Below are 24764 nucleotides of genomic sequence, written 5' to 3' on the forward strand. Positions count from 1 at the left end.
AACGCCGGGCGCCCCTTGGCGGCAATGCCGTGATCGCAAGGTTACGAAGGAATAATGGTCACGGGGCGGGAAGCGCCGCGGACGAGCGTGATCGCCCGCAGCACGCCGCCCGGTCAGCCGCCCTTGGTGGCGATGTAGCGATCGACCTCGTTGGCCAGGATGTCGAGCGGCAACCCGCCGTTGGCCAGCACAGCATCGTGGAAGTCGCGGATGTCGAAGCGGGTCCCCAGCGCCTTTGTGGCCTTGGCCCGCAGCTTGGCGATCTCCAACTGGCCGATCATGTAGCTCGTCGCCTGGCCGGGATTGTTGATGTAGCGATCAACTTCCTTGTTGATGTCGCGCTCGGAGTTGGGGGAGTTGTCCCGGAAATAGCTGACCGCCTGCTCGCGGCTCCAGCGCTTGGCGTGCAGGCCGGTATCCACCACGAGGCGGATGGCGCGCCACAGCTGCAGGCTCAGCATCCCGAACTCGGCATAGGGCTCCTGATAACCGCCCATCTCCTTGGCCAGGCGTTCGGAGTAGAGGCCCCAGCCTTCGGAATAGACGCCGTAGCCGCCGGTGCGGCGGAACTTCGGCACGCCGGGCAGCTCCTGGGCCAGGGCGATCTGGAAGTGGTGTCCCGGCGCCCCTTCGTGGAAGGCGATGGCCTCGCCCTGGGGCTTCTGGACCTCGTTCATGTCCGCCAGATTGACGTAGTAGATGCCCGGGCGGGAGCCATCGAGCGTGGGGGCGTTGTAGAACGCCACGGCCGCCGTCTCCTGACGCCACTTTTCCACGGCCCGGACCTCCAGCGCCGCCTTGGGCAGGCGGTGGAAGAACTTCGGCGCCTCGCGCATCGCCAGGGCGATCGCCGCCCGGGCGTCGGTCAAGTACTGCTCGCGACCTGCTTCGGTGTTCGGATATTTCAGCTCCGGCGCGGTGCGGACGTGCTTGAAGAGCTCCGGCAGGGAGCCGGAGAAATTGAGGCGAGGCTTGAGCGCCTCCATCTCCGCGTGGATGGCCCGCACCTGATCAAGGCCGATACGGTGGATCTGGTCGGCGGTGAGGTCGGTGGTGGTCGAGAACCGCAGGCGGCTGGCGTAATAGGCCGCGCCGTCCGGCAGGCGCCACGCGCCGTCGTTGCTTTTGGCCAGCGGCTCGATCTCGTCCAGCACGGAGAAGAACACGTCATAGCCACGCTTGAACGGGCCGGTGAGCGCCGCGCTCGCCTCGGCCACCAGGGCCGCCTTGTCGGCGTCCGAGGCGGTCAGCTTGCCGACCTTGGTCTTAAAATCAGCGAACACCGGCGTATCGGTTCCGCTGGTGAACGGCGCGCCGGCGAGCACCGCCTGGGCGTCTCCACGGGCGGGGGCGAAGACCATCTTTGGCGGCACGATGCCCATGCGCGCCTGCTCGCGCACGTTGGCCGCCACCTCTTTCATGACGCGCTCGACCTCCACCAGTCGGGCGACATAGGCACGCGCGTCCGCCACCGTATCCACGCGGTGCCTATTGATCAGCATCACGGGCAGGGCGCCGGCGGGCGTGCCGTTTGTGGAGATCGGGAAGCTGTACCAGCGCCAGCGGTGGTTCTCGCGGGCCGTCGCGACGCGGCGTTCGAAGAGCTGGAAGCTCAGTTGTCCCGCATGGCTCAGGCGATCAAGCCGGAACTCGGCCTTCATCTGGACCAACTGACGCTCCAGCAGGGCGAGGGCTTTTGCCCGCCCGGCGTCGGTATAGTCGTTCAGCTTGTTGTTGTCGGTCTTCAACCCCAAGCCCGTCATGCCTTCGGGGCTGAGGGCCAGAGCCTCATCGAAGGCCTTGTCCAGGAACGCCAGAAGCCGGGCGTCTTCGGCCTGCAAATCTGGGGTCTGAGCCTGCGAGGCCGTGGCGACGAAAGCGGCCAACGGAAGGCCAAGGAGGAGTGGGCGGCGGGTGATCATCTGGGTCATGCCGCGACCCTATCCGCGGTCGGATGACTCGTCACCAATCGCAATGACGAAAGCGGGACGGTGGTCTTCTGGCGCCGAAATGCGATGAAGGAAGAATGGTAGGCCGGGTGAGGTTCGAACTCACGACCATTCGATTAAAAGTCGAATGCTCTACCACTGAGCTACCGGCCCGCGTCGTGGCGCGGGGCGCCGGTCGAAGCGGCGCGGACCATAGTCGGGGGGATGCTTCGCCGCAAGCGCCTAGTCGGCCAAATTCACCCAGGCCGGCGCATGGTCGCTGGCGTTCTCCTGACCGCGCACCTCGCGGTCCACACCGGCGGCCCGCAGGCGCGGGGCGAGGGCGGGCGACAGCAGCAGGTGATCGATGCGCAGGCCGGCGTCGCGGGGCCAGCGGTCCCGGAAGTAACTCCAGAAGGTCCACGGAATGTCGTTTGGATGCAGCGTGCGGAGTGCGTCGGTCCAGCCTTGCTCCAGCAGGGCGGCATACTGGGCGCGGGGGCGAGGCTGGAGCAAGGCGTCCTTCTTCCACGAGCGGGTGTCGTAGATGTCGGCGTCGGTAGGCACGACATTGAAATCGCCAGCCAGGATCACCGGCGCACCCGTCTGGAGCAGGGTTTGGGCGTGGTCCAGCAGTCGGTCGGTCCAGGCGAGCTTGTAGTCGAACTTCGGCCCCGGCTGCGGGTTGCCGTTGGGCAGGTAAAGGCAGGCTACCAGGACCCCGTTCACCGCCGCCTCGATATAGCGCGGCTGGTCGTCCTTTGGATCGCCCGGCAGGCGGCTGCGGGTCAGTACCGGCTCCGCGTCGCGGGCCAGGATGGCGACGCCGTTCCAGGTGCGCTGTCCCGTGTAGACGGCGCCATAGCCGATCTGCTCCAGGGCTTCTTCCGGAAAGGCGCCGTCGGTGGTCTTGGTCTCCTGCAGGCAGACGACATCAGGCCGCGTGTCGTCCAGCCAGTCGAGCAGGTTGGAGAAGCGCTTGTTCAGGCCGTTGATGTTGAAGGTCGCGATCCGCATGCGGGCCGACAACGAGCCGGAACCACGACCGTTCCTGCCGCCTTCTTCCCGCAAAGGAGATCGTCATGGCGGAAAAGATGCAGGGTTCGGTGAAGCGCGGCTGGGTGATCTTGGCCGTTGTGGGCTTGGTGATCGTGGGCGCCGTCGCCTATTTCGGCATGAGCGGGCCGGGCCATCAGTCGGGCGGTCAGATCGCTGCGACCAGCCCCGCCGGGGGCCAGGAAGGACCGCGGCAGGAAAGCCCGGCTCAGCCCTAGGCGACGACGGTCGAAGGCGTCTCGACCAGGGACCGCACGAAGCGGTTCTTCTCATCGACCAGGATGACCTTCTGCTGGACCGGCTGGTCGGTGATCTCGAAGGCGATGATGATGACCTGCTCGCCCTCGCCAATCAGGTGGGCGGCGGCCCCATTCACGCAGATGCAGCCCGAACCGCGCGGACCTGCGATGACATAGGTCTCCAGGCGGGCGCCGCTGGTGTTGGACACCACGAGCACCTTCTCGCCGGCCCACAGGTCCACGTGGTCGAGCAGATCCTGATCGATGGTGATCGAACCCACATAGGCGAGGTTCGCCTCGGTCACGGTGGCGTTGTGGATCTTCGAGCGCATCAGAACGCGCATGAATGAACTCTCTCGTCGACTGCGGGGAATAGCGGCTCTTGGTGGTGGCCGCCTTGCCGCGTGATATAGGGTCCGCGACCCGCTTTGTCAGCTTACGTGTGATAACCTATGTCGGCGACGATTTCCCAGAAGTCCGTGACCACCCTCGATCTCGCCGCCATGAAGGCGCGGGGCGAGAAGATCGCCATGCTGACCGCCTATGATTTCACGTCGGCGATCCTGGCCGAGCGGGCGGGCGTTCCGGTGCTGCTGGTGGGCGACAGCCTGGGCATGGTGGTGCACGGGCATGGCACGACCCTGCCGGTGACCCTGGACGACATGGTGCGCCACGCGGCGGCCGTTGTGCGCGGGGCGGGCAAGGCCCTGGTGATCGCCGACCTGCCGTTCCTGACTTATGCCGACGAGGCCATGGCCGTGCGTTCCGCCGGCCGCCTGTTGCAGGAGGCGGGTGTTGCGGGCGTGAAGCTGGAGGGCGGGGCCAGCATCGCGCCCATCGTCCGCAAGCTGGTGGAACTGGGCGTTCCGGTCATGGGCCATATCGGCTTCACCCCTCAATCGGTGAACCAGATCGGCCTGAAGGTGCAGGGCAAGGCGGCCGTGGACGCGCGCCGCATGCTGGACGACGCCTTGGCGCTGCAAGAGGCGGGGGCCTTCGCGGTGGTCATCGAGCTGGCGCCCGCGGCCCTGGCGGCGGAGATCACCCAGCGGCTGACCATCCCGACCATCGGCATCGGGGCCGGGGCCGGCTGCGACGGCCAGGTGCAGGTCTGGCACGACATCCTGGGCCTCTATGGCGACAAGCCGCCTCGCCACGCCAAGCAATTCGCTGACGTGGGCGCGGTGATTGAGGGCGCGGTGAAAGCCTATGCCGACGAGGTTCGCGGCGGCACGTTCCCCACCGACGCCAACAGCAGCAAGATCGACCCGGCCGAATTGGCTCAGGCCCTGAAGGGCGCGTGATGAGAGTCGTCAGCACGATCGCCGAGTTTCGGGCCGAGCGCGCCCGGTTCGGCGACCTGGGTTTCGCCCCGACCATGGGCTTCCTGCACGAGGGCCACATCAGCCTGATGAAGCGGGCGAAGGAAGAGTGTGGGGCGGCCGCCGCCAGCATCTTCGTCAACCCCACGCAATTTGGTCCGAACGAGGATTTGTCGCGCTATCCCCGCGACCTGCCGCGCGACCTGTCGATGCTGGAGGCGTCTGGGATCGACCTGGTGTTCACGCCCGAGCCGGCGGAGATGTACCCCGAAGGCTTCGAGACGAGCATCACCGTGGGCGGGGTCAGCGAGGGACTGGAAGGCGCCTCACGTCCCGGTCACTTCAACGGGGTGGCCACGGTGGTGGCCAAGCTGCTGAACATCGTCCAGCCCACCCGCGCCTATTTCGGCCAGAAGGACGCCCAGCAGGCCGCCGTGATCCGCAAGCTGGCCCGGGACCTGTCCATCCCCGCCCAGATCGTCATCTGTCCGACCGTGCGCGAGCCGGACGGCTTGGCCATGAGCAGCCGCAACGTCTACCTGTCGCCGGCCGACCGCCATTCGGCGCGGGTGCTGTTCCGCGCCCTGACCCTGGCCCGCATCCTGGTCGAGCGGGGCGAGCGCAAGGCAGAGGCCATTCGCGAGGCCCTGCGCCGGACGATCAGCGAAGAGCCGTCAGCCGAGATCGACTATGTCAGCCTGGCCGACAATCTGACCCTGCGCGAGATCGACGACCGCCTGTCAGGCGAGGTGCTGGCGTCGATGGCCGTGCGCTTTGGCAAGACGCGCCTGATCGACAACCTGGTCATAGACGTCCCCAAGGGACGCAAGTAGCCGCCCAGCCCCCGCCACATTCCTCCGCGAAGCCTCCAATGGTGAAGCTTATGGGGAGAGACCTGCATGCGGTTGATGGTGTTGGCGACGGCGGCGGCGATCGCCGTCTCGGGGTGCGGCAAGACCGAGGGCGAGGCGGTGCGTACGGCGCCCAAGGCGGCGGTGACCACGGCGCAGTCCGGGAACGGCGCGCCCTATGTCCTGACGGGCACCCAGGTCTGGGACGTGCCTGACCCGGTCTCTGGCCGGAAGTACCAGATCTTCGTCAACCTGCCGGCCTCTTATGAATTCGACGCCCAGCGGCGCTACCCGGTGCTGTATGTCACGGACGCCGACTACGCCTTCCCGGTGATCCGCTCGATGGTGAGGCGGCTGAACCTGGAGCGGCCCAGGGTGGGCGACTTCATCCTGGTGGGCCTGTCCTACGCCCAGGGAGACAGCGGCTCGCACAGCCGGCGGCGCGACTATACGCCGACCCCCAAAGGTCCAAGCAGCGCGCCCGCGGACGCCGTCCATGGCGGCAGCGCCGCCTATCGCCAGTACATCCGCGAGCAGGTCCTGCCGTTCGTGGAGGGCAGGTTCCGGGCTGACCCAGAGAGCCGGGTCATCCTGGGGCATTCCTACGGCGGGCTTCTGGGCGCGGAGTTCCTATTGCAAGAGCCGGGAGTGTTCAGCGGCTACATCCTGGGCAGCCCGTCCTTCTGGTACGATAAGAAGCATATGCTGAAGGTCGAGGCCGACTACGCCAAGGCCCACAAGGACCTGCCAGGGCGCGTGTTCATGTACGTGGGCGGATATGAGACGGTGAAGCCCGACGACGCCCGCTACAACAACGACGCCGATCTGGTTGGCGACATGAGGTTGTTTGAGACGAACCTGAAGTCGCGCGGCTATCCGGGCCTGACCATCAGCTCCGAGGTGCTGCCTGGGGAGGATCATCTGACCGTGGCGCCGTCCGGCTTCGCCCGCGGGCTGATGGCGGTGCTGCCGCCTCGTTAACCGCAAAGAAAAACGGCGGCGCTCGAATGAGCGCCGCCGCTGATCTTCAGTTTGGGTGGATCGGTCAGACCTTGACCGGATCCATCTTGGGCATGAGCACGTGGATCACGGCCAGGGCGATCAGATAGGCCGTGGCGCAGAGCACGAAGATCGGGGTGTAGCTGCCGATCTGGTCCAGGACGTAGCCGGCGTACTTGGCCATGGCCATGCCGCCGAAGGCGCCGAGCATGCCGCCGATGCCCACCACCGAACCCACCGCGGCCCGCGGGAACACGTCGCCCGGCAGGGTGTAGAGGTTGGCCGAGAAGCCCTGGTGGGCCGCGGTCGCGACGCCGATGATCAGCACCGCCACCCACAGGTTGTCGGCGAAGGCCGCGAAGGCCACCGGCACCGCCAGCAGGGCGCAGATCAGCATGGTGATCTTGCGAGCCTTGTTGATGCTCCAGCCCATGTTCATGAACTTGGAGGACAACCAGCCGCCGCCGACGCTGCCGACATCCGACAGCAGGTAGATGGCGACCAGGGGCGGGCCGAAGCTCTTGAGGTCGAGGCCGTGGCGCTTGCCCAGGAAATCCGGGAGCCAGAAGAGGAACATCCACCAGACCGGGTCGATCAGGAACTTGCCCAGGGCGAAGGCCCAGGTCTCGCGCTTGGTCAGAATCTTGGTCCAGGCGATCTTTTCGACCGGATCGGCAGGGTCCTGGGTGATGTGGGCCAGTTCACCGGCCGAGACACGCTTATGCTCCTGCGGGCTGCGGTAGACGAGCAGCCAGATGGGCAGCCAGATCAGGCCCGCGATCCCGGTGACGATGAAGGCCATCTGCCAGCCCCAGGTCAGGGCGACGATGGGCACGACCAGCGGGGTGACGATGGCGCCGATGTTGGTGCCGGCGTTGAACAGGCCAGTGGCGAAGGCGCGTTCCTTCTTGGGAAACCACTCGGCCACGGCCTTGATGCCGCCTGGGAAGCCGCCGCCTTCACCCGCGCCCAGAGCGATACGGGCGAAGATGAAGCCGTTCAGGCCGCGCGCGCCGGCATGGGCGATGTGGGCGATCTGCCAGATGGCGAAGGCCAGGCCGAAGCCCCAGCGCGCGCCGATCTTGTCGATGACGCGGCCCCAGATCAGATAGGCCACGGCGTAGGAGGCCTGGAACCAGAAGACCAGATCGGCATAGTCGGTTTCCGACCAGCCAAATTCCTTGCTCAGGTCGGCCTTGAGCAGGCCGATGGTCTGGCGGTCGACGTAGTTGATGACCATGGCCGCGAAGAGCAGGCCGACGATCACCCAACGGAACTTCGTAATTCTTTCAGAGACGGGCGGGGGCGTTATTCCCCCGAACTTTGCATCGCTCATGAACTCTCTGCCTGTTCCTGGCGCGCCCGGAACAGGGAGCGCCGTTCAATCCCTGTGGTTTCTTGCTTAGGCTTGGTGCGGCTCGGCCTTGACCGTGGTGCAGGCAATCTCGCCGTACTCGCCGAAGCGCACAACAGTCGATTGCCCGAGGAAGATCTCGTGGACGCCCGTCGCGGCGCCGGTGGTGATCAGGTCGCCGGCCTTTAGCGGACGGCCGCGGCGGGCGCAGTGCTCGACCAGGAAGCGGAACGCCTCCATGGGGCTGCCCGGAATGCTGGCCGCCGTGCCCGTGCCGATCAGCTTGTCGTCGATCCAGGTCTCGCAGGGCAGGGCGTCCCAGCCCTTCTCCCGCCAGTCCTTGACCTCGGGGCCGACGATCAGGCCGGCGTTGTTGCCGAAGTCGGAGGCCACGACGCGCGGGCCCATGCCATTGATGTCGGGAAGCGGGCTGCCCGCCAGTTCGAAGCCGATATAGACGGCGCCGACATAGGCCTCGGCGTCTTCCAGCGACCAGTCCGTCTTGTCGGCCGGCGTATCCTTGCCGACTTCGAGAATGAACTCGGCCTCGGCCGCGGCGAAGCCGCCGGGGATGACCGGAAGCGCGAATGCCTCACCCGGAGCGACGCTCCAGATATTGTTCTTGAAGACCGGGCCGGCGAGGCGCTCGGCGCCCAGTTCGGGACGCAGGGCCGGAGCGATCAGGCCGACCTTCCAGCCGGCCACCTGGCCAGGATAGAGGCCGATGGCGATGTCTTGGATTTCGTAGGAATCGGCCAGCGTCGCCGGCGTGTCGCCGGGGTAGCCGGGGAGGGCGGTTGCGGACAGGCGCGCCTCTACAAGAGTCTTGGCGATCGTCGAGGCGACCGTTTCGGTCCGTACTGCGTCCACTCCGTTACGCTCCCTATTCCCTATGGGTTGTTGGTTGTTGTCGTGTTTAGGGGAAACCGGTGTCATTGACAATTCGAGCCGTCAAGCTTGCACAAGCGTTGCGTAGGCAGCCTTTACCGCAGTGCTGAAACCGGCGTCTGAGGCCAAGGACGGCGGGAAAACGGCTTCCAATTTTAGGAATGCATCGACGTCTTCCGGACCGCCTGTGCAGGCCGCGCCGAGACCCATCAGCTTGTCCGCGAGAGGATCGACGGGCGGTGTTCCGGCCTTGGCCCGGGCGGCGATGAAGGCGATCCAGGCGGCGATGGGAACGGCCAGCCGGTTCAGGGGGCGGTCGGCGGCCACTGCCTCGGCCGCCGTCTCGAGAATGCGGAAGGGCAGCTTCTTGGACCCGTCCCACGCGATCTGCGCGAGCAGGTGGCGAATCTCCGGATTGCGGAAGCGGCCAAGGATCGCCTCCACATAGGTCGGGATATCCAGGCCGGGCGGGGTGCTGAGGCTGGGAGCGATGTCTTCCAGCATCATGTCGCGGACAAAGCCCGCCAGTTGAGCGTCGGCCATGGCGTCGCCGACCGTCTCGTAACCGCGGCTCAAGCCCACATAGGCCAGGGTTGAATGGGCGCCGTTGAGCAGGCGCAGCTTGGCGCCCTCGAACGCGGCCACGTCGTTGGTCAGAGTGACGCCGACGGAGGCCAGGTCCGGGCCGTCCTTGGGCAGGGTGTCTTCGACCACCCACTGAACGAAGGCCTCGCGCTGGATCGGCCAGGCGTCGTCGAAGCCGGTCTCGGCGGTCACACGAGCGCGCAGGGCGTCATCGGTGGCTGGGGTGATGCTGTCGACCATGGTGCGCGGGAAGGCGGTCTGGGCCGCAATCCAGTCAGCCAGGCCGGTGTCCAGTTTGCCGGCGAAGGCGACGACCGCGTCGCGCAGCTTGTGACCGTTGTCGGCGAGGTTGTCGCAGCTGATGACCGTGAACGGCGCCAGACCCGCCTCGCGGCGGCGGCGCAGGCCTTCGACGATGTAGCCGATGACGCTGTCGGGCCGGCGCGGGTCGGTCAGGTCATGTGCGATGTCGGTATTGGCCAGGTCCAGCTTTCCGTCGCCGCCCAGGCAGTAGCCCTTCTCGGTGACCGTCAGGCTGACGACCCTGGTCGCCGGCGCGGCGAGGCGGGCGAAGACAGCCTCGGGGTTTTCCGGCGCGACCAGGGTTTCGCGGATCGAGCCGATGACGCGGAAGGTGGTCTCGGCGTCCAACTGGGCGAGGACGTAGAGGCCGTCCTGAGGGCCCAGGGCGTCGCGGACGCCGGGGCTTTTCAGCGATACGGCGCAGATACCCCAGCGGGAGTCGGTCGCCAGGAGGGCGTCGAAATAGAAGGCCTGGTGGGCGCGGTGAAAAGCGCCGGGGCCGAAATGGACTATGCCGATCTCGACGGAGGCCGGATCGTAGGCAGGCTTAAGCACCTTTGCCGAAGCGGAGGCCAGGGTGGAAAGGGAAAGTTTCGTCAAAGGGTTACGCCCTGCTTCCAGATGGCGATTTCACGCTCGCCGTTGATTTCGGCCTTGGTCTGCTTGCCCGAGGCGGTCTCGACCACGAGGGCCATGAGGTCGTCGGCGGCCGCGTCCATGGTCGTGTTGTCCAGCACCACCCCGGCGTCGAAGTCGATCCAGCCCGGCTTGCGGCCAGCCAGACCACTGTTCGAGGCGATCTTCAGGGTTGGGGCGGGGAAGCCCAGAGGGGTGCCCCGGCCGGTGGTGAACAGGATCACCGTGGCGCCGGCCGCGGTCAGGGCGGTGGAGGACACCGCGTCGTTGCCTGGCGCCTCGAGCACGGTCAGGCCGTGGGGGCCGATCTTGTCGCCGTAGCGGATGACATTGACCACCGGCGCGCGGCCGCCCTTCTGCACGGCGCCGAGGGACTTTTCCTCCAGCGTGGTGATGCCGCCGGCGATGTTGCCGGGGGAGGGGTTTTCGTAGATCGGCTGGTTGTGGTCGATGAAGTACTGCTTGAAGTCGTTCACAACCGAGACGAGGTCGGCGAAGACGGCCTGGTTCTGGGCGCGGGCCATCAGGATGCGCTCGGCGCCGAACACCTCGGGGATTTCGGTCAGGACGGGCGTGCCGCCGGCGTCGGCCACCTTGTCGGCGATGCGGCCGACCAGCGGATTGGCGGTGACGCCCGAGAAGCCGTCGGAGCCGCCGCACTTGAGGCCGACCACCAGATCCGAGATCGGGCAGGGCTCGCGGCGATCCCGTTCGGCGAGGGCGACGAGGGCCTCGACGGCGGCCAGGCCGTCTTCGAGTTCGTCTTCGACGTTCTGGGTGGTGAAGGAGCGCAGGCGTTCCGGGTCTATGTCCGGCGCGGACTCCAGCAGCTTGGCCAACTGGTTGTTCTCACAGCCCAGGCCCAGGATCAGCACGCCGCCTGCGTTGGGGTGGGCCGCCAGGGCGGCGATCAGCTTGCGGGTATGATCCAGATCGTCGCCCAGCTGCGAGCAGCCGAACGGGTGGGGGAAGGCGTGGACGCCATCGACACGGCCGGCGAAGCGTACGGCGGCCTTCTCGGCGATGCGGCGGGCGGTATTGGCTACGCAGCCGACGGTGCAGAGCACCCAGATCTCATTACGCGTGCCGACGCGGCCGTTCTTGCGGCGGTAACCCATGAAGGTTCCCGCGCCCATGTCGTGACCGATGACGTCGGCTGTGGGCTGGTAGGTGTAGGTCTCCACGTCGGACAGCTTGGTTTCGACATTGTGGATGTGGACGTGGTCGCCAACTGCAATCGCTTGGGTCGCGCGGCCGATGGGCCAGCCATACTTGCAGACGTCCTCGCCGATAGCGGCTTCGCGCACGGCGATCTTGTGCCCCTTGGGGATGTCGGCGCGAACGGTTATCGCGCGGTCGCCCAGGGTGAGCGTTTCGCCGGAAACGAGGTCGCGCAAGGCCATGGCGACATGGTCTCGCGAATCCACGTGGTGGATCACATGGTCAGCTGTGGCTGTATCCGCCATCATATTCCGTCCCTGCGCACCGTGTTCTTGAGCTTGGGTAACCGGTGTCATCATCAACAATAGCGCTTTCTTCGCGGCGTTTGTAGTCGGGCGTGCGATCAGGCTAATAAAACAGAACTAGACCAAGCGATCGGACCCTCGTGACCGCCTCCAGCCCGCCCGACGACCATTCGCCCGATGGGCCGAACTTTGATGGGGAAACTCGTCGGCGACCGACGATCAACGACATCGCGCGTCTGGCCGGCGTGTCGAAGAAAACGGTGTCACGGGTGATCAACCAGTCGCCCTCCGTTCGCGACGAGACCCGCGAGCGCATCGAAGCGGTGATCGCCGAGCATGGCTATGAACCCGATCCCCAGGCGCGGGGCCTGGCCTTCCGCCGGTCGTTCCTGATCGGTTTGATCTACGACAACCCGAACCCGCAGTACGTCGTGAACATGCAGCAGGGTTTGCTGGACGGCATGAAGGGCTCGGGCTTCGAGCTGGTGGTGCATCCCTGCGACCGTAGCAGTCCTCTTTTCCTGACGGACCTTCGCACCTTCATCGAGCGCCAGCGGCTGTATGGCGTCGTGGTCACCCCCTCGGTTTCGGAAGACGAGCGGGTGGGGCGGCTGTTGCGCGAGATCGGCTGCGAGTACATCCGCATCGCCTCGGTGCCCGTTGACGATGCCGAGCGCATGATCGTCGGTCGCGACCGGCTGGGCGCCATGAAAGCGGCCCAGCACATCGCCGAGTTGGGGCATACCGAGGTGGCTTTCATCTCCGGTCCCGACACCTTCCGGTCCTCGCACGAGCGGCGCGGCGGGTTCGAGGATGGTCTGGCCGAATCCGGTCTGAAGCTGAATCCCGATCATGTGGTCGAGGGCGCCTATACCTTTGAATCCGGCCTGGCGGCCGCCGAGACCCTGCTGACGCGCAGCCCCCGGCCCACCGCCATCTTCGCCGGTAATGACGAAATGGCCGCGGGCGCCCTGCAGGCCGCCCGCCGGGCAGGGCTGACGGTGCCGGCGGATTTGACCGTCGTCGGTTTCGACGATTTCCAGATCGCCTCGCGCGTCTGGCCGCCTTTGACCACCATCCGTATTCCCACCCGCGAGGTCGGCCGCATGGCCGCCCTGAAGCTGATCGCCGGCGGCCAGGAGCCGCGCGAGCTGAAAGCGGAGCCGGAACGTATTGTGCCGTCGCTCGTCGTGCGCGAGTCTTCGGCGCCGCCGCCCAGGAAGTGAGCCCTCAAGCTTGCTTCAATCTATGACACCGGTTACCACGCCCGCAGAACGGGGACGTTGAAGTCTCCGCGCCGGGAAACCCAGGAGCGCTTATTCATGGCTCAGCCGCTCATCCTCCACGACGACCGCCTTTTTCCGGCCGACCCGACCACGCGCGCGATCGCGCGGGAGCTCTACGGTCTGGTCGAGAAGCTGCCGATCATCAGCCCGCACGGGCACACCGACCCGTCCTGGTTCTCGACCAACGCACCTTTCGAGGACGCTTGTGACCTGCTGCTGGCGCCCGACCACTACCTGTTCCGGATGCTCTACAGCCAGGGGATCGCGCTGAAGGATCTGCGGGTCCCGTCCAAGGCCGGCGTCCCGGACACTGACCCCCGCAAGGCCTGGAAGCTGTTCGCATCGAATTTCCATCTGTTCCGCGGCACCCCCTCGTGGCTGTGGCTGAACTACGTTTTCGCCAAGGTCTTCGGCTTCAAGGATCGCCTGAGCGCGGACAACGCGGATAAGTATTTCGACGAGATCAACGCGCATCTGGCGACCGACGCCTACAAACCGCGCGCCCTGTTCGAGCGCTTCAACATCGAGCTGCTGGCCACCACCGAGGGGCCGCACGAAAGCCTGAAGCATCACCACGCCATCCGCGACAGCGGCTGGAAGGGGCGGGTGGTCACCGCCTATCGCCCGGACGCGGTCATCGACTTCGAGGACGAGCGTAGCGGCGACGCCTTCCAGACCTTCGCAGAGCTGTCGGGCCAGGACGTCTATAGCTGGGCCGGCTATCTGGAGGCGCACCGTTCGCGCCGAGCCGACTTCATCGCCGCCGGCGCCACCTCCACGGACCATGGCCACCCCACGGCGGCGACGGCGGACCTGTCGGCGGTGGACGCCGAAGCGCTGTTCCTCAGCTTGTTGAAGGGCGATGTGACCCCCGAAAAAGCGGAGCTGTTCCGGGCGCAGATGCTGACCGAGATGGCCAAGATGAGCCTGGATGACGGGCTGGTCATGCAGATTCACCCGGGCTCGACCCGCAACCACAACCGCCAGCTGTTCGAGGCCTATGGCCGCGACAAGGGCGCCGACATCCCGGCCAAGACCGAATACGTCCAGGCCCTGCGGCCGCTGCTGGACAAACTGGGCAACGATCCGCGCCTGTCGATCATCCTGTTCACCCTGGACGAGACCACCTACAGCCGCGAGCTGGCCCCGCTGGCCGGGCATTATCCGACCCTGAAGCTGGGTCCGTCCTGGTGGTTCCACGACAGCCCGGAAGGCATGATGCGCTTCCGCGAGCAGGTCACCGAGACGGCGGGCTTCTACAACACCGTCGGCTTCAACGATGACACCCGGGCGTTCCTGTCGATCCCGGCGCGCCACGATGTGGCCCGTCGTGTGGATAGTTCGTTCCTGGCCAAGCTGGTGGCCGAGCATCGCATGGATATCGACGAGGCGGCGCAAACCGTCGTCGATCTCGCCTACAACCTGCCCAAGCAGGCCTACAAACTGGATCGTCCGCTGACCGCCGCGCCGGCCGCCGCCTGATCCCCCACAAAACACGTTCGGAGACTTAGAGCCATGTTCGCCAAGACCTATCACGCCACCCATCCGGACATGATGTTCGGCGTCACCAACGACGAGCTGCGCGACCGTTACCTGATGCAGGACCTGTTCGAGGCCGACGGCATCAGCCTGAACTATTCGCACAACGAGCGCTTCATCGTCGGCGGCGCGGCTCCGGTCAGCAAGCCGGTGGTCCTGCCGCACCAGACCGAGCCGGCCTCGGCCGCCGGTCACCCGTTCCTGGAGCGCCGCGAACTGGGCGCCATCAACGTGGGCGAAGGCAAGGGCAAGGTCACGGTCGACGGCGTGGTGTTCGAGATCGAACCGCGCGACGGCATCTATGTGACCATGGGCTCCAAGGACGTGGTGTTCGAGTCCCTCGACGCCGCCAACCCGGCCAAGTTCTACATCACCAGCGTTCCGGCCCACGTGGCCTTCGAGACCAAGAAGCTGGTGTTCGCCGACGCTATCCCGCTGGAGCGCGGCGCGTTGGAGACCTCCAACGAGCGCACCATCTACCAGTACATCGTTCCCACCACCTGCAAGTCGGCTCAGCTGCTGCTGGGCATGACCGTCCTGAAGCCGGGCAGCGTGTGGAACACCATGCCGCCCCACCTGCATGACCGCCGTTCGGAGGTCTATTTCTACTTCGGCCTGGGTGAGAACGACCGCGTGTTCCACTACATGGGCGAGCCGGACGAGATGCGTCACATCGTTCTGGCCAACGAAGAAGCCGTCATGAGCCCGCCGTGGTCGATCCACATGGGCTCGGGCACCGCCAACTACACCTTCATCTGGGCCATGGGCGGCGAGAACCTGGACTATACGGACATGAACGTCCTCGACATCTGCCAGCTGAAGTAGGCCCATTATGAGCAAGCTCTTCAGCCTTGAGGGCAAGACCGCCCTTGTCACCGGCGCCAACACCGGCATCGGCCAGGCGATCGCCATCGCCCTGGCGGAAGCCGGCGCGGACGTGGCCGTCGCCGGCCGCAGCGAGCCGACCGAAACCCAAGCGGCCATCGAGGCGACGGGGCGCAAGTTCCTGTCCATCAAGGCCGACTTCGGTTCGACCGAGCCGGTGCAGCGGGTGGTGGACGAGACGGTCGCCGCCTTCGGCAAGCTGGACATCCTGGTCAACAACGCCGGCATCATTCGCCGCGCGGACTCGATCGAGTTCAGCGAAGCCGACTGGGACGCGGTGATGGATACGAACCTGAAGGTCGTGTTCTTCCTGACCCAGGCCGTGGCGCGTCAGATGATCAGCCAAGGCGGCGGCAAGGTGATCAACATCGCCAGCTTGCTCTCGTACCAGGGCGGCATTCGCGTGCCGTCCTATACGGCGTCCAAGAGCGGCCTGGCGGGCCTGACCAAGATCCTGGCCAACGAGTGGGCGGCCAAGGGGATCAACGTCAACGCCATCGCCCCAGGCTATGTGGAGACCAACAATACCGAAGCCCTGCGGGCCGACGCCGAGCGCAACGCCTCGATCCTGGCGCGCATCCCGGCCGGCCGCTGGAGCCAAGCGAGCGATCTTGGGGGCGCCGCGGTGTTCCTTGCCGCCGCCGCTTCGGACTATGTTCACGGAATCACGCTGCCGGTGGACGGCGGCTGGCTGGCCCGCTGATTCCGTAGGAGACCTAAGTTGAGCCGTGTCGTCTGCTTCGGCGAGGTGCTGCTGCGCCTGTCTGCTCCCACCAATGAGCTGCTGCTGCAGTCGGCCCGGCTGAACGTCTGCGTCGGCGGGGCGGAGGCCAATGTGGCCGTGTCCCTGGCCAAGTTCGGCCACGATGCGGCGACGGTCTCGATCCTGCCTGACAATCCGCTTGGCCGCGCGGCCCGTGACGAGCTGCGCCGGCACGGGGTCGATACCCGTAGCCTGCGCTTTGTCGAAGGGCGGATGGGTCTGTACTTCCTGTCGCCTGGCGCGGTGGTGCGGCCGTCGGAGGTCACCTATGACCGCGCCGGCTCGGCCTTCGCCCTGGCCGGCGAGGACGCCATCGACTGGGAGCGCGAACTGGACGGCGCCGACTGGTTCCACGTCTCGGGCGTGACGCCGGCGGTGGGGCCGGCCGCGGCCAATGCGGTGGTCAAGGCGGCCCAGACGGCCCGCAAGCTGGGCGTTCCGGTCAGCTTCGACGGCAACTATCGCGCCAAGATGTGGGCCGCCTGGAACGGTGACGGCCCGGCCGTGCTGCGCCAGATCCTGGACTGTGCGGATCTCGCCTTCGTCAACGACCGCGACATCGCCCTGATCCTGGGCGAGAGCTTCCTGGACGAGTCCGCCCAGGTGCGCCGCCGCAAGGCGGCCGAGCGGGCGTTCGAGGTGTTCCCGAACCTCAAGCGCATGACCTCGACCGTGCGGTTGACGCCGTCCGCCGACCATCACGAGCTGTCGGCGGTGATCCTGTCGCGCGACGGGGGCGAGCACATCACCCGCGCCTTCCCGCTGGCCGGAGTGGTGGACCGCATCGGCGGGGGCGACGCGTTCGCCGCCGGGGTGCTGCACGGCCTGCTGACCGGCATGGACGACGCCGACGCGGTGGAGTTCGGCCTGGCGGCCGGCGCCCTGAAGCACGCCGTGTTCGGCGACTTCAACCTGGTCTCGGCGACCGACGTGCAGGCCCTGCTCGACGGCGAAGGGCTGGACGTCAAGCGCTAGGCGCCCGCGACCGGCCGGCCTCTATCGAAACAGGGCGCCGGCCACGATGAAGATGGCCAGCGCCGCGGCCGTGCCAAGGAGCGCGGTCGTCAGGCCGCGCAACGCCGTGATCTTCAGCTCGCGGGCGAACCACAGGGCCTGGACCGCCACGTACCAGACGAGGGCGATGGCGAGCAGCGCCAGGCCGGCGAGCAGGATCCAGGTGCGATGCGTCTGCAGGAGCGACGCCGAAAGACTGACCGCCAGGGCGTAGGGCGCCGCCACATAGCACTGGGCGTAGAACGGCCCTTTCAGGGATTGCTGCATCAGCTTGATTCCGCGCCTGCGCAGCAGGATCACGGCCATGACCAGCGGGAACAGGCCAAAGAAGATCACCCGCAGCATCAGCAGGCTGGAATCGTCATCGACCACGGCTGACAGCCCGTGGCGGTTGGCGATCATCGGACTGTCGCCCACCAGGGCCAGCTCGATCGCATGCGAGACCAGCACCGACAGGAACAGGAACAGGGGCGGGCTGACCGCGTCGTCGTACCGCTTGTCTTCGGTGTAGGTCAGTTCGCGCTCGGCATAGGTCATCATCGCCGCCGGCGAGCGCAGGGTGCGCCACAGGGTCAGCGGATAGAACAGCAGCCAGCTCATCACCCGGAAGATCAGCTCGTCCAGCGAGTTGAGCAGTTGGATCATGAAGTGCATGGCGGGTCCCGCGTGGCGTGCGGGGTCAGTATGGGGTGGAAGCCGGGGTGAGGGAAAGCCGGCGCTGGCGCTCCGCGTGCTGTTCGCGCACCTCGGCGGGTCAGGTCCTGGTTTGAGGGCGGTAGTGGATTCTCCCTTCTCCCTCGATGGGAAAAGGAGGCCTTTCAGCTAACCCGTCATCCTCGCCCTTGTGGCGAGGATCCAGACACGGCTGAGGTCCTGAGTTCGTTGTGGTGGAGGCCGCTTCGCCCACGCGGCCGATGCGGAGTCTCTGGGCCCTAGGCACAAGGCCTAGGGTGACGAGGATTTTTGGGCACAGCTGAGCACCCCCACGGGCTTGAACCCGAAAGGTTGGAAGGGCGGCGGAACGGCCTGGCCTGCGTCAGGCGAAAGAGGGTGGAGTTTGCCGGTTCGACGTAGGCCCGTCCGCTCCGCGCGATCGTTTTGCGAGAGCCGTCGGGGGGCTGCGCTCTTAACGCCTTTCCGACGATGCCCGCGACGGGCGGGCCCCCTCCAGCGAGGAGGTCCCGGACCGCATGAGTGTACGCTCCCACGCCTGTGGCGACATCCGAGGGCGTCCTGTCACCGTCCGAACTGGGCCTGGCGAACCAGGGGCGGACGTGCCGATTGAGACGGAGGCTGCAAATGCCGCGCCCTGACGGGCCGCACGATCAGCAACGCGCCCGGCGGAGCGCTACCCGCTCGACCGCATCCCCGCCACAGCTACGGCGCTGGCCGCGCGCCCTTCCGTGCAGCGGAGACGGGGCAAGAGTACGGGAGGTGAGGTGGGGGTGGATAAGTCGGGGCAAATCCCCGCCAGCTGAGCCGCAGCGACCAATGTCGCGGCCGGCGCGTCGAATGGGGCCGCGCGGCTTTTGTCCGGGCCGCCGTAAAGGCTTATCAGACGGATCGCGCCGCGTCGGCGCCGGGAGGGATCCATGTCGCACGAGCACGAATTCACCAGCCGCGTCGTCTGGACCGGGGATCGCGGGGAGGGGACCAGGACCTATCGCGGCTATGACCGGACCTGGGACATCGCCACGCCGGGCAAGCCGGTGACGCATTGCTCCAACGACCCCCGGCTGGGCGGCGACCCGAGCCTGCCCAACCCCGAGGACCTGCTGCTGTCCTCGCTCTCGGCCTGCCATATGCTCTGGTACCTGCACCTGGCCAGCGCGGCGGGGATCGTGGTCACGAGCTATGAGGACGAGCCGGTGGGGGTGGGCGAAAGCACCCCCGACGGCGCCGGACGGTTCGTGCGCGCGGTCCTGCGCCCCGTCATCGCCGTGCAGGAAGGCGCCGATCTGGTCCGCGCCGAAGCGATCCACCACGAGATCAGCCGCGTCTGCTTCATCGCCCGCTCGGTGAACTTCCCGGTGACCTACGAGCCGAGGTTCGTGGTGGGGTGAGAGGGCATGCACCCCTTTAGCGCCCGTGGTCGGGTGTAGGTCACGTCGGGGAGCCGATCACGGCGTCTAGGACGCGACCTACAGCGCCAAAAACCATTAGGGGCTTCGACAGCTGGAAACCGCCTCAGAGTAAAAAATTGGAAGTGTTGCCCCCGTTAGAAATGCGAAGGCCGATATAATGTATAGCGTTATAGGTATAAATATAAGATATCTCCGCTGAAGTTTTCTGGTAAATTCTTGAATCGAGTTATTTTCTGACTGAATCTTTTCGTTGAGTTCTTTTATATCTTCAAGATTCTCAGAATTTGGTTCAAGTTTATCCATTTCGTGGGCATATAAATGTAAAGCCGTGAGACTGGTTTGCTGCCCTGACAACAAATAGATAGTCCGTAAATCGACGCCATACGCACCGACCGCGCCGGCAAATGCGGCGATCAAGCCTACTGAGAAGGCCTTCGTGGCATTGGACATCAAAAGCGGATCGCAGCTGCTCCCCGCGATCACGGCGTTAAATACTATGACGATGGCACCGGCATTGCCGACGACAAGCCAGCTACAGATGCGAGTGCCATTCTCCGCCACGCGCTGTAACAGCTGAAGCAGCATTGAGCGGGAAAACTCAATGAAGCTATGGGTCGGTTCGTTGCTCATTCTCTACCTACCATCCTACTCCTCCCCCCGCTCGATCTGGATGGAGTTGATCCAGTCGTCGAGGACCAGGGAGGCGCGGTCTTTCAGGCGGGTGACGGCTTCCTCGTCGCCGCCGATGTCCATCTCGTAGAGCCGGCCCTGGGCGACCTCGTGCAGTTCGCGCAGGCGGCCTTCGGGGTCGTCGCTGAAGCCGCTGACGGCCACGCCGATCAGCCAGGGCAGCAGGGCGCGGGTGGCGAAGCTTTCGGCCTGCAGGTCGCGCACCGCCTGTCTCAGCAGCTCCAGGTCATCGTCTTCGGCCATCGGCGTCTCCCGAGTCGTCCGCATGATCATGGACCGGGCGGCGGGCGGGAGGCAAAGGGGGGCGTGCGCGGCATCGGATGCAGGGACCCTGGGCGCAAGGCCTAGGGAAGCGAGCTTTGGATGAAACGCGTATGCCCGCCTCCCAAAGGGCGAAGGGGAGCTACCGCGGCAGCACGCCCACCTTGATCGACGGCGTGTCCACCACGGGACTGTCGATGTCGCTGAGGCCGGCGGCGGTCATGGCGGCCTTGAGGGTGCGGACGGGGTCTTCGCCGCGTGGCTTGGTCCCGAAGGCCAGGGTGGCGGGCAGGGCGCTGCGGCCGCCCAGATTGGCGAAGGCCGTCGTGTCGGGCGTCGGGGGAGCGGCGGCGGGGGCGTTCAGGGCCACGGCGTAGCGCTTGCCCGGCAAGGTGCGGCACAGGACCACGAAGCTTTTCTCGTCCCGCAGCAGGCGCGGCGCGCCCAGGCATTCCAGCGGGGCGTTGGCGTCAACATCTGCAAGGCGCCAGCCCTTGGGGTCCATGGGCTGGTCGAAGGTCAGCTTCAGGGCCAGCAGGCCGGCGGTGACCTCCGCCCCCTCGGCGGGGAAGCTGGCGGTCAGCTTGGGCGGATCGCCCGCCGGCATGACGGTGACGGGTGAGACGTCGGTCGGCTGATCCTGCGCGGCGGCCGGGGCGGCGAGGGCGAGGGCGATGAGGACGACGGTCATGCGCATGGAGGGATGCTCGCACGCCGACGGTGTCGATCTCAAGGCGGTGCGTCCTTCGAGACGGCCTTCGGCCTCCTCAGGATGACGGACTCAGTAAAGCAACAAAGCTCGTCATGCTGAGGAGCGCGAAAGCGCGTCTCGAAGCACGCAGGGCTATTCCGCCGCGTGGGGCTGCGAGCCTGGCAGGCGAGCCTTGGACCAATCGCCCGGCGCCACAACCTTCGAGGCGCCTATGATCTCGATCCCAAGGATGCGACCCTCGGCGTCGTAGTCGAGCACGACGCCCGGAGAGACCTCGGCGCTTTCGACGACATCGCCCTTCGCCAGCCTGAGATAGGCTGCGTCAGCTTGCGGATCATAGGTCTGATCGGTCATGGCCTGCGCCCGGCGTTGCGGTCGAACATCGCTGTTTTAACGCGGATGTGCTGGTCAGTCTCCACGCAGGCCACCCGCAACGCGCCCGCCGTTTTCGGGGATAGGCAGGAAGCGCCGCTCGATCACCGGGTCGATGGGATCAGGCTTCCGCCATGCAGGCGAGCGGACTGCAGCCTCGATCCAGGTGACATCAAGGTTTCGCCGCCGCAGCTGCTCTGCGGCGTGGAAGGTCAAAAGCAGCGCTTTCACCCGTCATGTTGAAGCATTTACGCGTCTCGATGCCGAGACGCGTAAATGCTTCAAATGACGATCAATCCCCGTCCATTTTCAGGGCGGCGATGAAGGCTTCCTGGGGGATTTCGACCTTGCCGAACTGGCGCATGCGCTTCTTGCCGGCTTTTTGCTTGTCGAGCAGCTTGCGCTTACGCGAGGCGTCGCCGCCGTAGCACTTGGCGGTCACGTCCTTGCGCAGGGCGCGGACGGTTTCGCGGGCGATGATGCGGCCGCCGATGGCCGCCTGGATCGGGATGACGAACATGTGCTGGGGGATGAGGTCCTTCATCTTCTCGCACATGCCGCGGCCACGGCTTTCGGCCCGGTCGCGGTGGACCAGCATGGACAGGGCGTCCACCGGTTCGGCGTTGACCAGGATCGACATCTTCACCAGGTCGCCGGGGCGGTAGGCCTCGACCTGATAGTCGAAGGAGGCGTAGCCCTTGGAGATGGATTTGAGGCGGTCGTAGAAGTCGAACACCACCTCGTTCAGCGGCAGGTCGTAGACCAGCATGGCGCGGTTGCCGACATAGGACAGCTCGCGCTGTTCGCCGCGACGGTCCTGACACAGCTTGATCACGCCGCCGAGGTATTCGTCAGGGGTGAAGATCGTCGCCTTGATCCAGGGCTCGTGGATGCTCTCGATGTGCATCGGATCGGGCATGTCGGCGGGGTTGTGCAGCTCGATCTCGCTGCCGTCGCGCATCATGATCTTGTAGACCACCGAGGGGGCGGTCGCGATCAGGTCGAGGTCGAACTCGCGGCTCAGACGCTCCTGGATGATCTCCAGGTGGAGCAGGCCGAGGAACCCGCAGCGGAAGCCGAAGCCCAGGGCCGCGCTGCTCTCCATCTCGTAGGTGAAGCTGCCGTCGTTCAGGCGCAGGCGGCCGACCGCGGCGCGCAGGTCCTCGAAGTCAGCGGCGTCCACGGGGAAGAGGCCGCAGAACACGACCGGCTGCACGTCCTTGAACCCGGGCAGGGCCTGGGCGGTCTGCTTCTTCTCGTCGGTGATGGTGTCGCCGACGGCGGCGTCAGCCACTTCCTTGATGCTGGCGGTGAAGAAGCCGACCTCGCCGGGGCCAAGCACGTCCACGTCGGTGGCCTTGGGCTTGAACACGCCCACCTTGTCGATGCGGTGGGTGGCGCCGGTCTGCATCATGCGCACCTGCTGACCCGCCTTCAGCGTGCCGTCGAAGATGCGAACCAGCACGACCACGCCGAGGTACGCGTCGTACCAGGCGTCGACCAGCAGGGCCTTGAGCGGGGCGTCGATGTCGCCCTTGGGGGCGGGCAGGCGGGTGACGATGGCTTCCAGCACGTCATGGATGCCGATGCCGCTCTTGGCGCTGGCCAGGACCGCGTCGCTGGCGTCCAGACCGATCAGGTCCTCGATCTGGGCGCGCACCCGCTCGGGTTCGGCGGCCGGTAGGTCGATCTTGTTGAGGACCGGGACGATCTCGTGATTGTTGTCGATGGCCGAATAGACGTTGGCCAGGGTCTGGGCCTCGACGCCCTGCGAGGCGTCGACCACCAGGATCGAGCCCTCGCACGCGGCCAGGCTGCGGCTGACCTCGTAGGCGAAGTCCACGTGGCCCGGCGTGTCCATCAGGTTGAGGATGTAGGTCTCGCCGTCGTCGGCCTTGTAGTGCAGGCGCACGGTCTGCGCCTTGATGGTGATGCCGCGCTCCTTCTCGATGTCCATGTTGTCGAGAACCTGGGCGCTCATCTCGCGCGCGGTCAGGCCGCCCGTCTCCTGGATGAGGCGGTCGGACAGGGTGCTCTTGCCGTGGTCGATGTGGGCCACGATGGAAAAGTTACGGATCTTGTCGAGAGGCGTCGTCATGGGGGTGCCTCTAGCATATTCGCGGGCTCATGCATCATCCCCGCGCTCGCGGAGCCTGCGGCCGAAGGGATCATGGCGTCACAAGCGTCAGCGGGTCGTCAGCTTGACCATGGGATAGGGGCTTAACTTCCCATTAAGCTTGCCGCCGCAAACCCGACGAAATGGTCAGTCACTTTCGGCCAAGCTCCTGATTCGAAAGGCCCGCCATGGATCGCCGACTTCTTCTCGCCTCCGGCATCGCGACCCTCGCCACGGGCGGCTGCGCCACGGCCCAGCCGCGCGAGGCGCAAAGCAGCTTCAACGAAGATGGGACCCAGCAGGCCGATCCCTACACCATGGACGAGATCGTCCAGAAGGGTTCGGATTTCCTGGGCGTGACCGCCGAGGCCCTGGGCGGGGCGGTGGAGAAGATCTTCGCCGATAATGGCCGTCCGACGGCCTATATCGCGGGGGAGGAGGCCTCGGCCGCCTTCACCATCGGGGCGCGCTACGGCCGCGGTCTGCTTTACATGAAGGGGCGTCCGACCCAGGAAACCTTCTGGCAGGGTCCGTCCATCGGCTGGGACATCGGCGGCAACGGCAGCCGGGTCTTCACCCTGTGCTATAATCTGCAGTACCCGGACGCGATCTTCCGCCGGTTCCCCGGCGTCGAGGGCTCGGCCTATCTGATCGGCGGCCTGGGCGTGAACTATCAGCGGGCGGACACCATCACCCTGGCGCCGATCCGCGCGGGCGTAGGCCTGCGCCTGGGCGCCAATATCGGCTATCTGGCCTATAGCCGGCAGCGGAACATCATCCCGTTCTAAAAGAGGGCTGGCGAGCGTCACATTCGCCAGCCGAAACCGACGCCGCGCACCGCCAGACAGGCGCCGAGGCGGCTGGCCAGCAGGTCGGCGCGCTCATCGCCCTCGTCATCGGTCTCAAGGGCGATGGTCAGGCCCTCGCCGGTGGTTGAGGCCTCGACCCGGCGCAGACGCGCCTGCTGCACGGACACGACGTTGAGCACGCGCAGCAGGGCGTCATTGGTGTCGGCCGCGCTGATCATGAACAGGCGGCGTTTGTCGCTCTCCGGTTTCACGAGGCCTTGCCCCACAGGTGCTCGACGCGGGCCGAGCTGACGCCGGGGCGCGTGGCCAGGTTGGCGGTCAGGCGTACGGCGGCGTCATCGCTGAGTTCACGCACGCGCAGGGAGGCCTCGACGATCTCGCCCACGGGCTTGAGGGTCAGGCCGGCCAGCTCGCCGCCGGATAGGTCGAGGCCGGCGCGCACGGCCTCAAGCGCCGCCTGGGCGTTGGCCGCGGCGACGAGCAGCAGGTGAACGACGGATCGCTGGGGCGACGCGTCGGGAAGGGGGAAGGCGTAGGGCAGAGAAGACATTTCGTTCGGGTCCTTTGAGGTTGGACCGACGAAGACCGCACGACAAAAACCCCGCG

At 66.3% G+C, this 24764-nt stretch carries 26 protein-coding genes and 1 tRNA gene; 11 read left to right on the plus strand and 16 right to left on the minus strand.

The genetic code is table 11. From position 1 onward, the window contains the following. Positions 1 to 113: 113 nt before the first annotated feature. From O5K31_RS06360 to xth, 3 genes are all read right to left on the minus strand, one after another. Entirely contained in the window at positions 114 to 1931 is a 1818-nt protein-coding gene (locus O5K31_RS06360) for a DUF885 domain-containing protein (RefSeq protein WP_269716469.1), read from the minus strand. 96 nt (positions 1932 to 2027) lie between these two features. Continuing rightward, positions 2028 to 2102 (minus strand) — tRNA-Lys (locus O5K31_RS06365). 69 nt (positions 2103 to 2171) lie between these two features. Further along, positions 2172 to 2945: an exodeoxyribonuclease III gene (gene xth / locus O5K31_RS06370; protein ID WP_269716470.1), complete on the minus strand. Its 774-nt coding sequence runs from the start codon at positions 2943 to 2945 to the stop codon at positions 2172 to 2174. A gap of 65 nt (positions 2946 to 3010) precedes the next feature. Here xth and O5K31_RS06375 point away from each other — a divergent pair, with 65 nt between their 5' ends. Continuing rightward, the gene (locus tag O5K31_RS06375) at positions 3011 to 3202 is read left to right on the plus strand and encodes a hypothetical protein (protein WP_269716471.1); all 192 of its coding nucleotides are present in this window, start codon (positions 3011 to 3013) and stop codon (positions 3200 to 3202) included. Here O5K31_RS06375 and panD read toward each other — a convergent pair. After that, positions 3199 to 3567, minus strand: coding sequence for an aspartate 1-decarboxylase (gene panD / locus O5K31_RS06380; RefSeq protein WP_269716472.1), 369 nt, complete (start codon positions 3565 to 3567; stop codon positions 3199 to 3201). The two genes, O5K31_RS06375 and panD, sit on opposite strands and share 4 nt — an antisense overlap. Before the next feature lie 108 nt (positions 3568 to 3675). On the opposite strand from panD, the gene panB reads away from it, so the two are divergent. The 3 genes from panB to O5K31_RS06395 all read left to right on the plus strand — a co-directional run bounded on the left by panB (position 3676) and on the right by O5K31_RS06395 (position 6377). After that, entirely contained in the window at positions 3676 to 4527 is an 852-nt protein-coding gene (gene panB / locus O5K31_RS06385) for a 3-methyl-2-oxobutanoate hydroxymethyltransferase (protein ID WP_269716473.1), read from the plus strand. Then, positions 4527 to 5378 carry a pantoate--beta-alanine ligase gene (gene panC / locus O5K31_RS06390; RefSeq protein WP_269716474.1) on the plus strand — a complete coding sequence of 284 codons (852 nt, stop codon included), beginning with the start codon at positions 4527 to 4529 and terminating at the stop codon, positions 5376 to 5378. The genes panB and panC overlap by 1 nt, the downstream gene beginning before the upstream one ends. Before the next feature lie 66 nt (positions 5379 to 5444). After that, the gene (locus O5K31_RS06395; RefSeq protein ID WP_269716475.1) at positions 5445 to 6377 is read left to right on the plus strand and encodes an alpha/beta hydrolase; all 933 of its coding nucleotides are present in this window, start codon (positions 5445 to 5447) and stop codon (positions 6375 to 6377) included. 64 nt (positions 6378 to 6441) lie between these two features. Here O5K31_RS06395 and O5K31_RS06400 read toward each other — a convergent pair whose 3' ends face one another. From O5K31_RS06400 to O5K31_RS06415, 4 genes are all read right to left on the minus strand, one after another. Beyond that, positions 6442 to 7731, minus strand: coding sequence for an MFS transporter (locus O5K31_RS06400; protein WP_269716476.1), 1290 nt, complete (start codon positions 7729 to 7731; stop codon positions 6442 to 6444). Positions 7732 to 7797: 66 nt separating this feature from the next. After that, positions 7798 to 8619 (minus strand): 2-keto-4-pentenoate hydratase, encoded by an 822-nt coding sequence (locus tag O5K31_RS06405; RefSeq protein ID WP_269716477.1) that lies wholly within the window; start codon positions 8617 to 8619, stop codon positions 7798 to 7800. Positions 8620 to 8700: 81 nt separating this feature from the next. Continuing rightward, entirely contained in the window at positions 8701 to 10125 is a 1425-nt protein-coding gene (locus O5K31_RS06410; protein WP_269716478.1) for a mannitol dehydrogenase family protein, read from the minus strand. Then, complete coding sequence (locus tag O5K31_RS06415) at positions 10122 to 11630, minus strand: UxaA family hydrolase (protein WP_269716479.1); 1509 nt, start codon at positions 11628 to 11630, stop codon at positions 10122 to 10124. The genes O5K31_RS06410 and O5K31_RS06415 overlap by 4 nt, the downstream gene beginning before the upstream one ends. Before the next feature lie 215 nt (positions 11631 to 11845). Here O5K31_RS06415 and O5K31_RS06420 point away from each other — a divergent pair, with 215 nt between their 5' ends. The 5 genes from O5K31_RS06420 to O5K31_RS06440 all read left to right on the plus strand — a co-directional run bounded on the left by O5K31_RS06420 (position 11846) and on the right by O5K31_RS06440 (position 17075). Continuing rightward, positions 11846 to 12853 carry a LacI family DNA-binding transcriptional regulator gene (locus tag O5K31_RS06420; protein ID WP_269717010.1) on the plus strand — a complete coding sequence of 336 codons (1008 nt, stop codon included), beginning with the start codon at positions 11846 to 11848 and terminating at the stop codon, positions 12851 to 12853. A 96-nt stretch (positions 12854 to 12949) separates the two neighbouring features. Further along, positions 12950 to 14395 carry a glucuronate isomerase gene (uxaC, locus tag O5K31_RS06425; protein ID WP_269716480.1) on the plus strand — a complete coding sequence of 482 codons (1446 nt, stop codon included), beginning with the start codon at positions 12950 to 12952 and terminating at the stop codon, positions 14393 to 14395. A 33-nt stretch (positions 14396 to 14428) separates the two neighbouring features. Beyond that, complete coding sequence (gene kduI, locus O5K31_RS06430; protein ID WP_269716481.1) at positions 14429 to 15277, plus strand: 5-dehydro-4-deoxy-D-glucuronate isomerase; 849 nt, start codon at positions 14429 to 14431, stop codon at positions 15275 to 15277. A gap of 7 nt (positions 15278 to 15284) precedes the next feature. After that, positions 15285 to 16040: a 2-dehydro-3-deoxy-D-gluconate 5-dehydrogenase KduD gene (gene kduD / locus O5K31_RS06435; protein WP_269716482.1), complete on the plus strand. Its 756-nt coding sequence runs from the start codon at positions 15285 to 15287 to the stop codon at positions 16038 to 16040. Between the two features lie 18 nt (positions 16041 to 16058). Further along, entirely contained in the window at positions 16059 to 17075 is a 1017-nt protein-coding gene (locus O5K31_RS06440; RefSeq protein WP_269716483.1) for a sugar kinase, read from the plus strand. Positions 17076 to 17096: 21 nt separating this feature from the next. Here O5K31_RS06440 and O5K31_RS06445 read toward each other — a convergent pair whose 3' ends face one another. Continuing rightward, on the minus strand, positions 17097 to 17768 hold the full coding sequence (locus O5K31_RS06445; RefSeq protein ID WP_269716484.1) for a hypothetical protein: 672 nt from the start codon (positions 17766 to 17768) through the stop codon (positions 17097 to 17099). 938 nt (positions 17769 to 18706) lie between these two features. On the opposite strand from O5K31_RS06445, the gene O5K31_RS06450 reads away from it, so the two are divergent. Continuing rightward, positions 18707 to 19177 carry an OsmC family protein gene (locus O5K31_RS06450; RefSeq protein ID WP_269716485.1) on the plus strand — a complete coding sequence of 157 codons (471 nt, stop codon included), beginning with the start codon at positions 18707 to 18709 and terminating at the stop codon, positions 19175 to 19177. 96 nt (positions 19178 to 19273) lie between these two features. Here the strand turns inward: O5K31_RS06450 and O5K31_RS06455 are convergent, their stop codons facing one another. From O5K31_RS06455 to lepA, 5 genes are all read right to left on the minus strand, one after another. After that, complete coding sequence (locus O5K31_RS06455) at positions 19274 to 19828, minus strand: hypothetical protein (RefSeq protein ID WP_269716486.1); 555 nt, start codon at positions 19826 to 19828, stop codon at positions 19274 to 19276. Positions 19829 to 19843: 15 nt separating this feature from the next. After that, a complete protein-coding gene (locus O5K31_RS06460) occupies positions 19844 to 20131 on the minus strand; it encodes a hypothetical protein (protein WP_269716487.1) in 288 nt (95 codons plus the stop codon). A gap of 160 nt (positions 20132 to 20291) precedes the next feature. After that, positions 20292 to 20846: a hypothetical protein gene (locus tag O5K31_RS06465; RefSeq protein WP_269716488.1), complete on the minus strand. Its 555-nt coding sequence runs from the start codon at positions 20844 to 20846 to the stop codon at positions 20292 to 20294. A 147-nt stretch (positions 20847 to 20993) separates the two neighbouring features. Next, positions 20994 to 21215: a DUF2283 domain-containing protein gene (locus tag O5K31_RS06470; RefSeq protein ID WP_269716489.1), complete on the minus strand. Its 222-nt coding sequence runs from the start codon at positions 21213 to 21215 to the stop codon at positions 20994 to 20996. A gap of 310 nt (positions 21216 to 21525) precedes the next feature. Beyond that, positions 21526 to 23331 (minus strand): translation elongation factor 4, encoded by a 1806-nt coding sequence (gene lepA, locus O5K31_RS06475; protein WP_269716490.1) that lies wholly within the window; start codon positions 23329 to 23331, stop codon positions 21526 to 21528. A 206-nt stretch (positions 23332 to 23537) separates the two neighbouring features. Here lepA and O5K31_RS06480 point away from each other — a divergent pair, with 206 nt between their 5' ends. Then, positions 23538 to 24137, plus strand: a complete 600-nt coding sequence (locus tag O5K31_RS06480; RefSeq protein ID WP_269716491.1) for a DUF1134 domain-containing protein — start codon at positions 23538 to 23540, stop codon at positions 24135 to 24137. 17 nt (positions 24138 to 24154) lie between these two features. On the opposite strand, the gene O5K31_RS06485 is transcribed toward O5K31_RS06480, so the two are convergent. Next, the gene (locus O5K31_RS06485; protein WP_332367271.1) at positions 24155 to 24409 is read right to left on the minus strand and encodes a hypothetical protein; all 255 of its coding nucleotides are present in this window, start codon (positions 24407 to 24409) and stop codon (positions 24155 to 24157) included. Beyond that, the gene (locus O5K31_RS06490; RefSeq protein ID WP_269716492.1) at positions 24406 to 24708 is read right to left on the minus strand and encodes a hypothetical protein; all 303 of its coding nucleotides are present in this window, start codon (positions 24706 to 24708) and stop codon (positions 24406 to 24408) included. The genes O5K31_RS06485 and O5K31_RS06490 overlap by 4 nt, the downstream gene beginning before the upstream one ends. Between the last annotated feature and the right edge of the window lie 56 nt (positions 24709 to 24764).

The organism is Caulobacter sp. NIBR2454 (assembly GCF_027474405.1).
Lineage (GTDB): Bacteria > Pseudomonadota > Alphaproteobacteria > Caulobacterales > Caulobacteraceae > Caulobacter.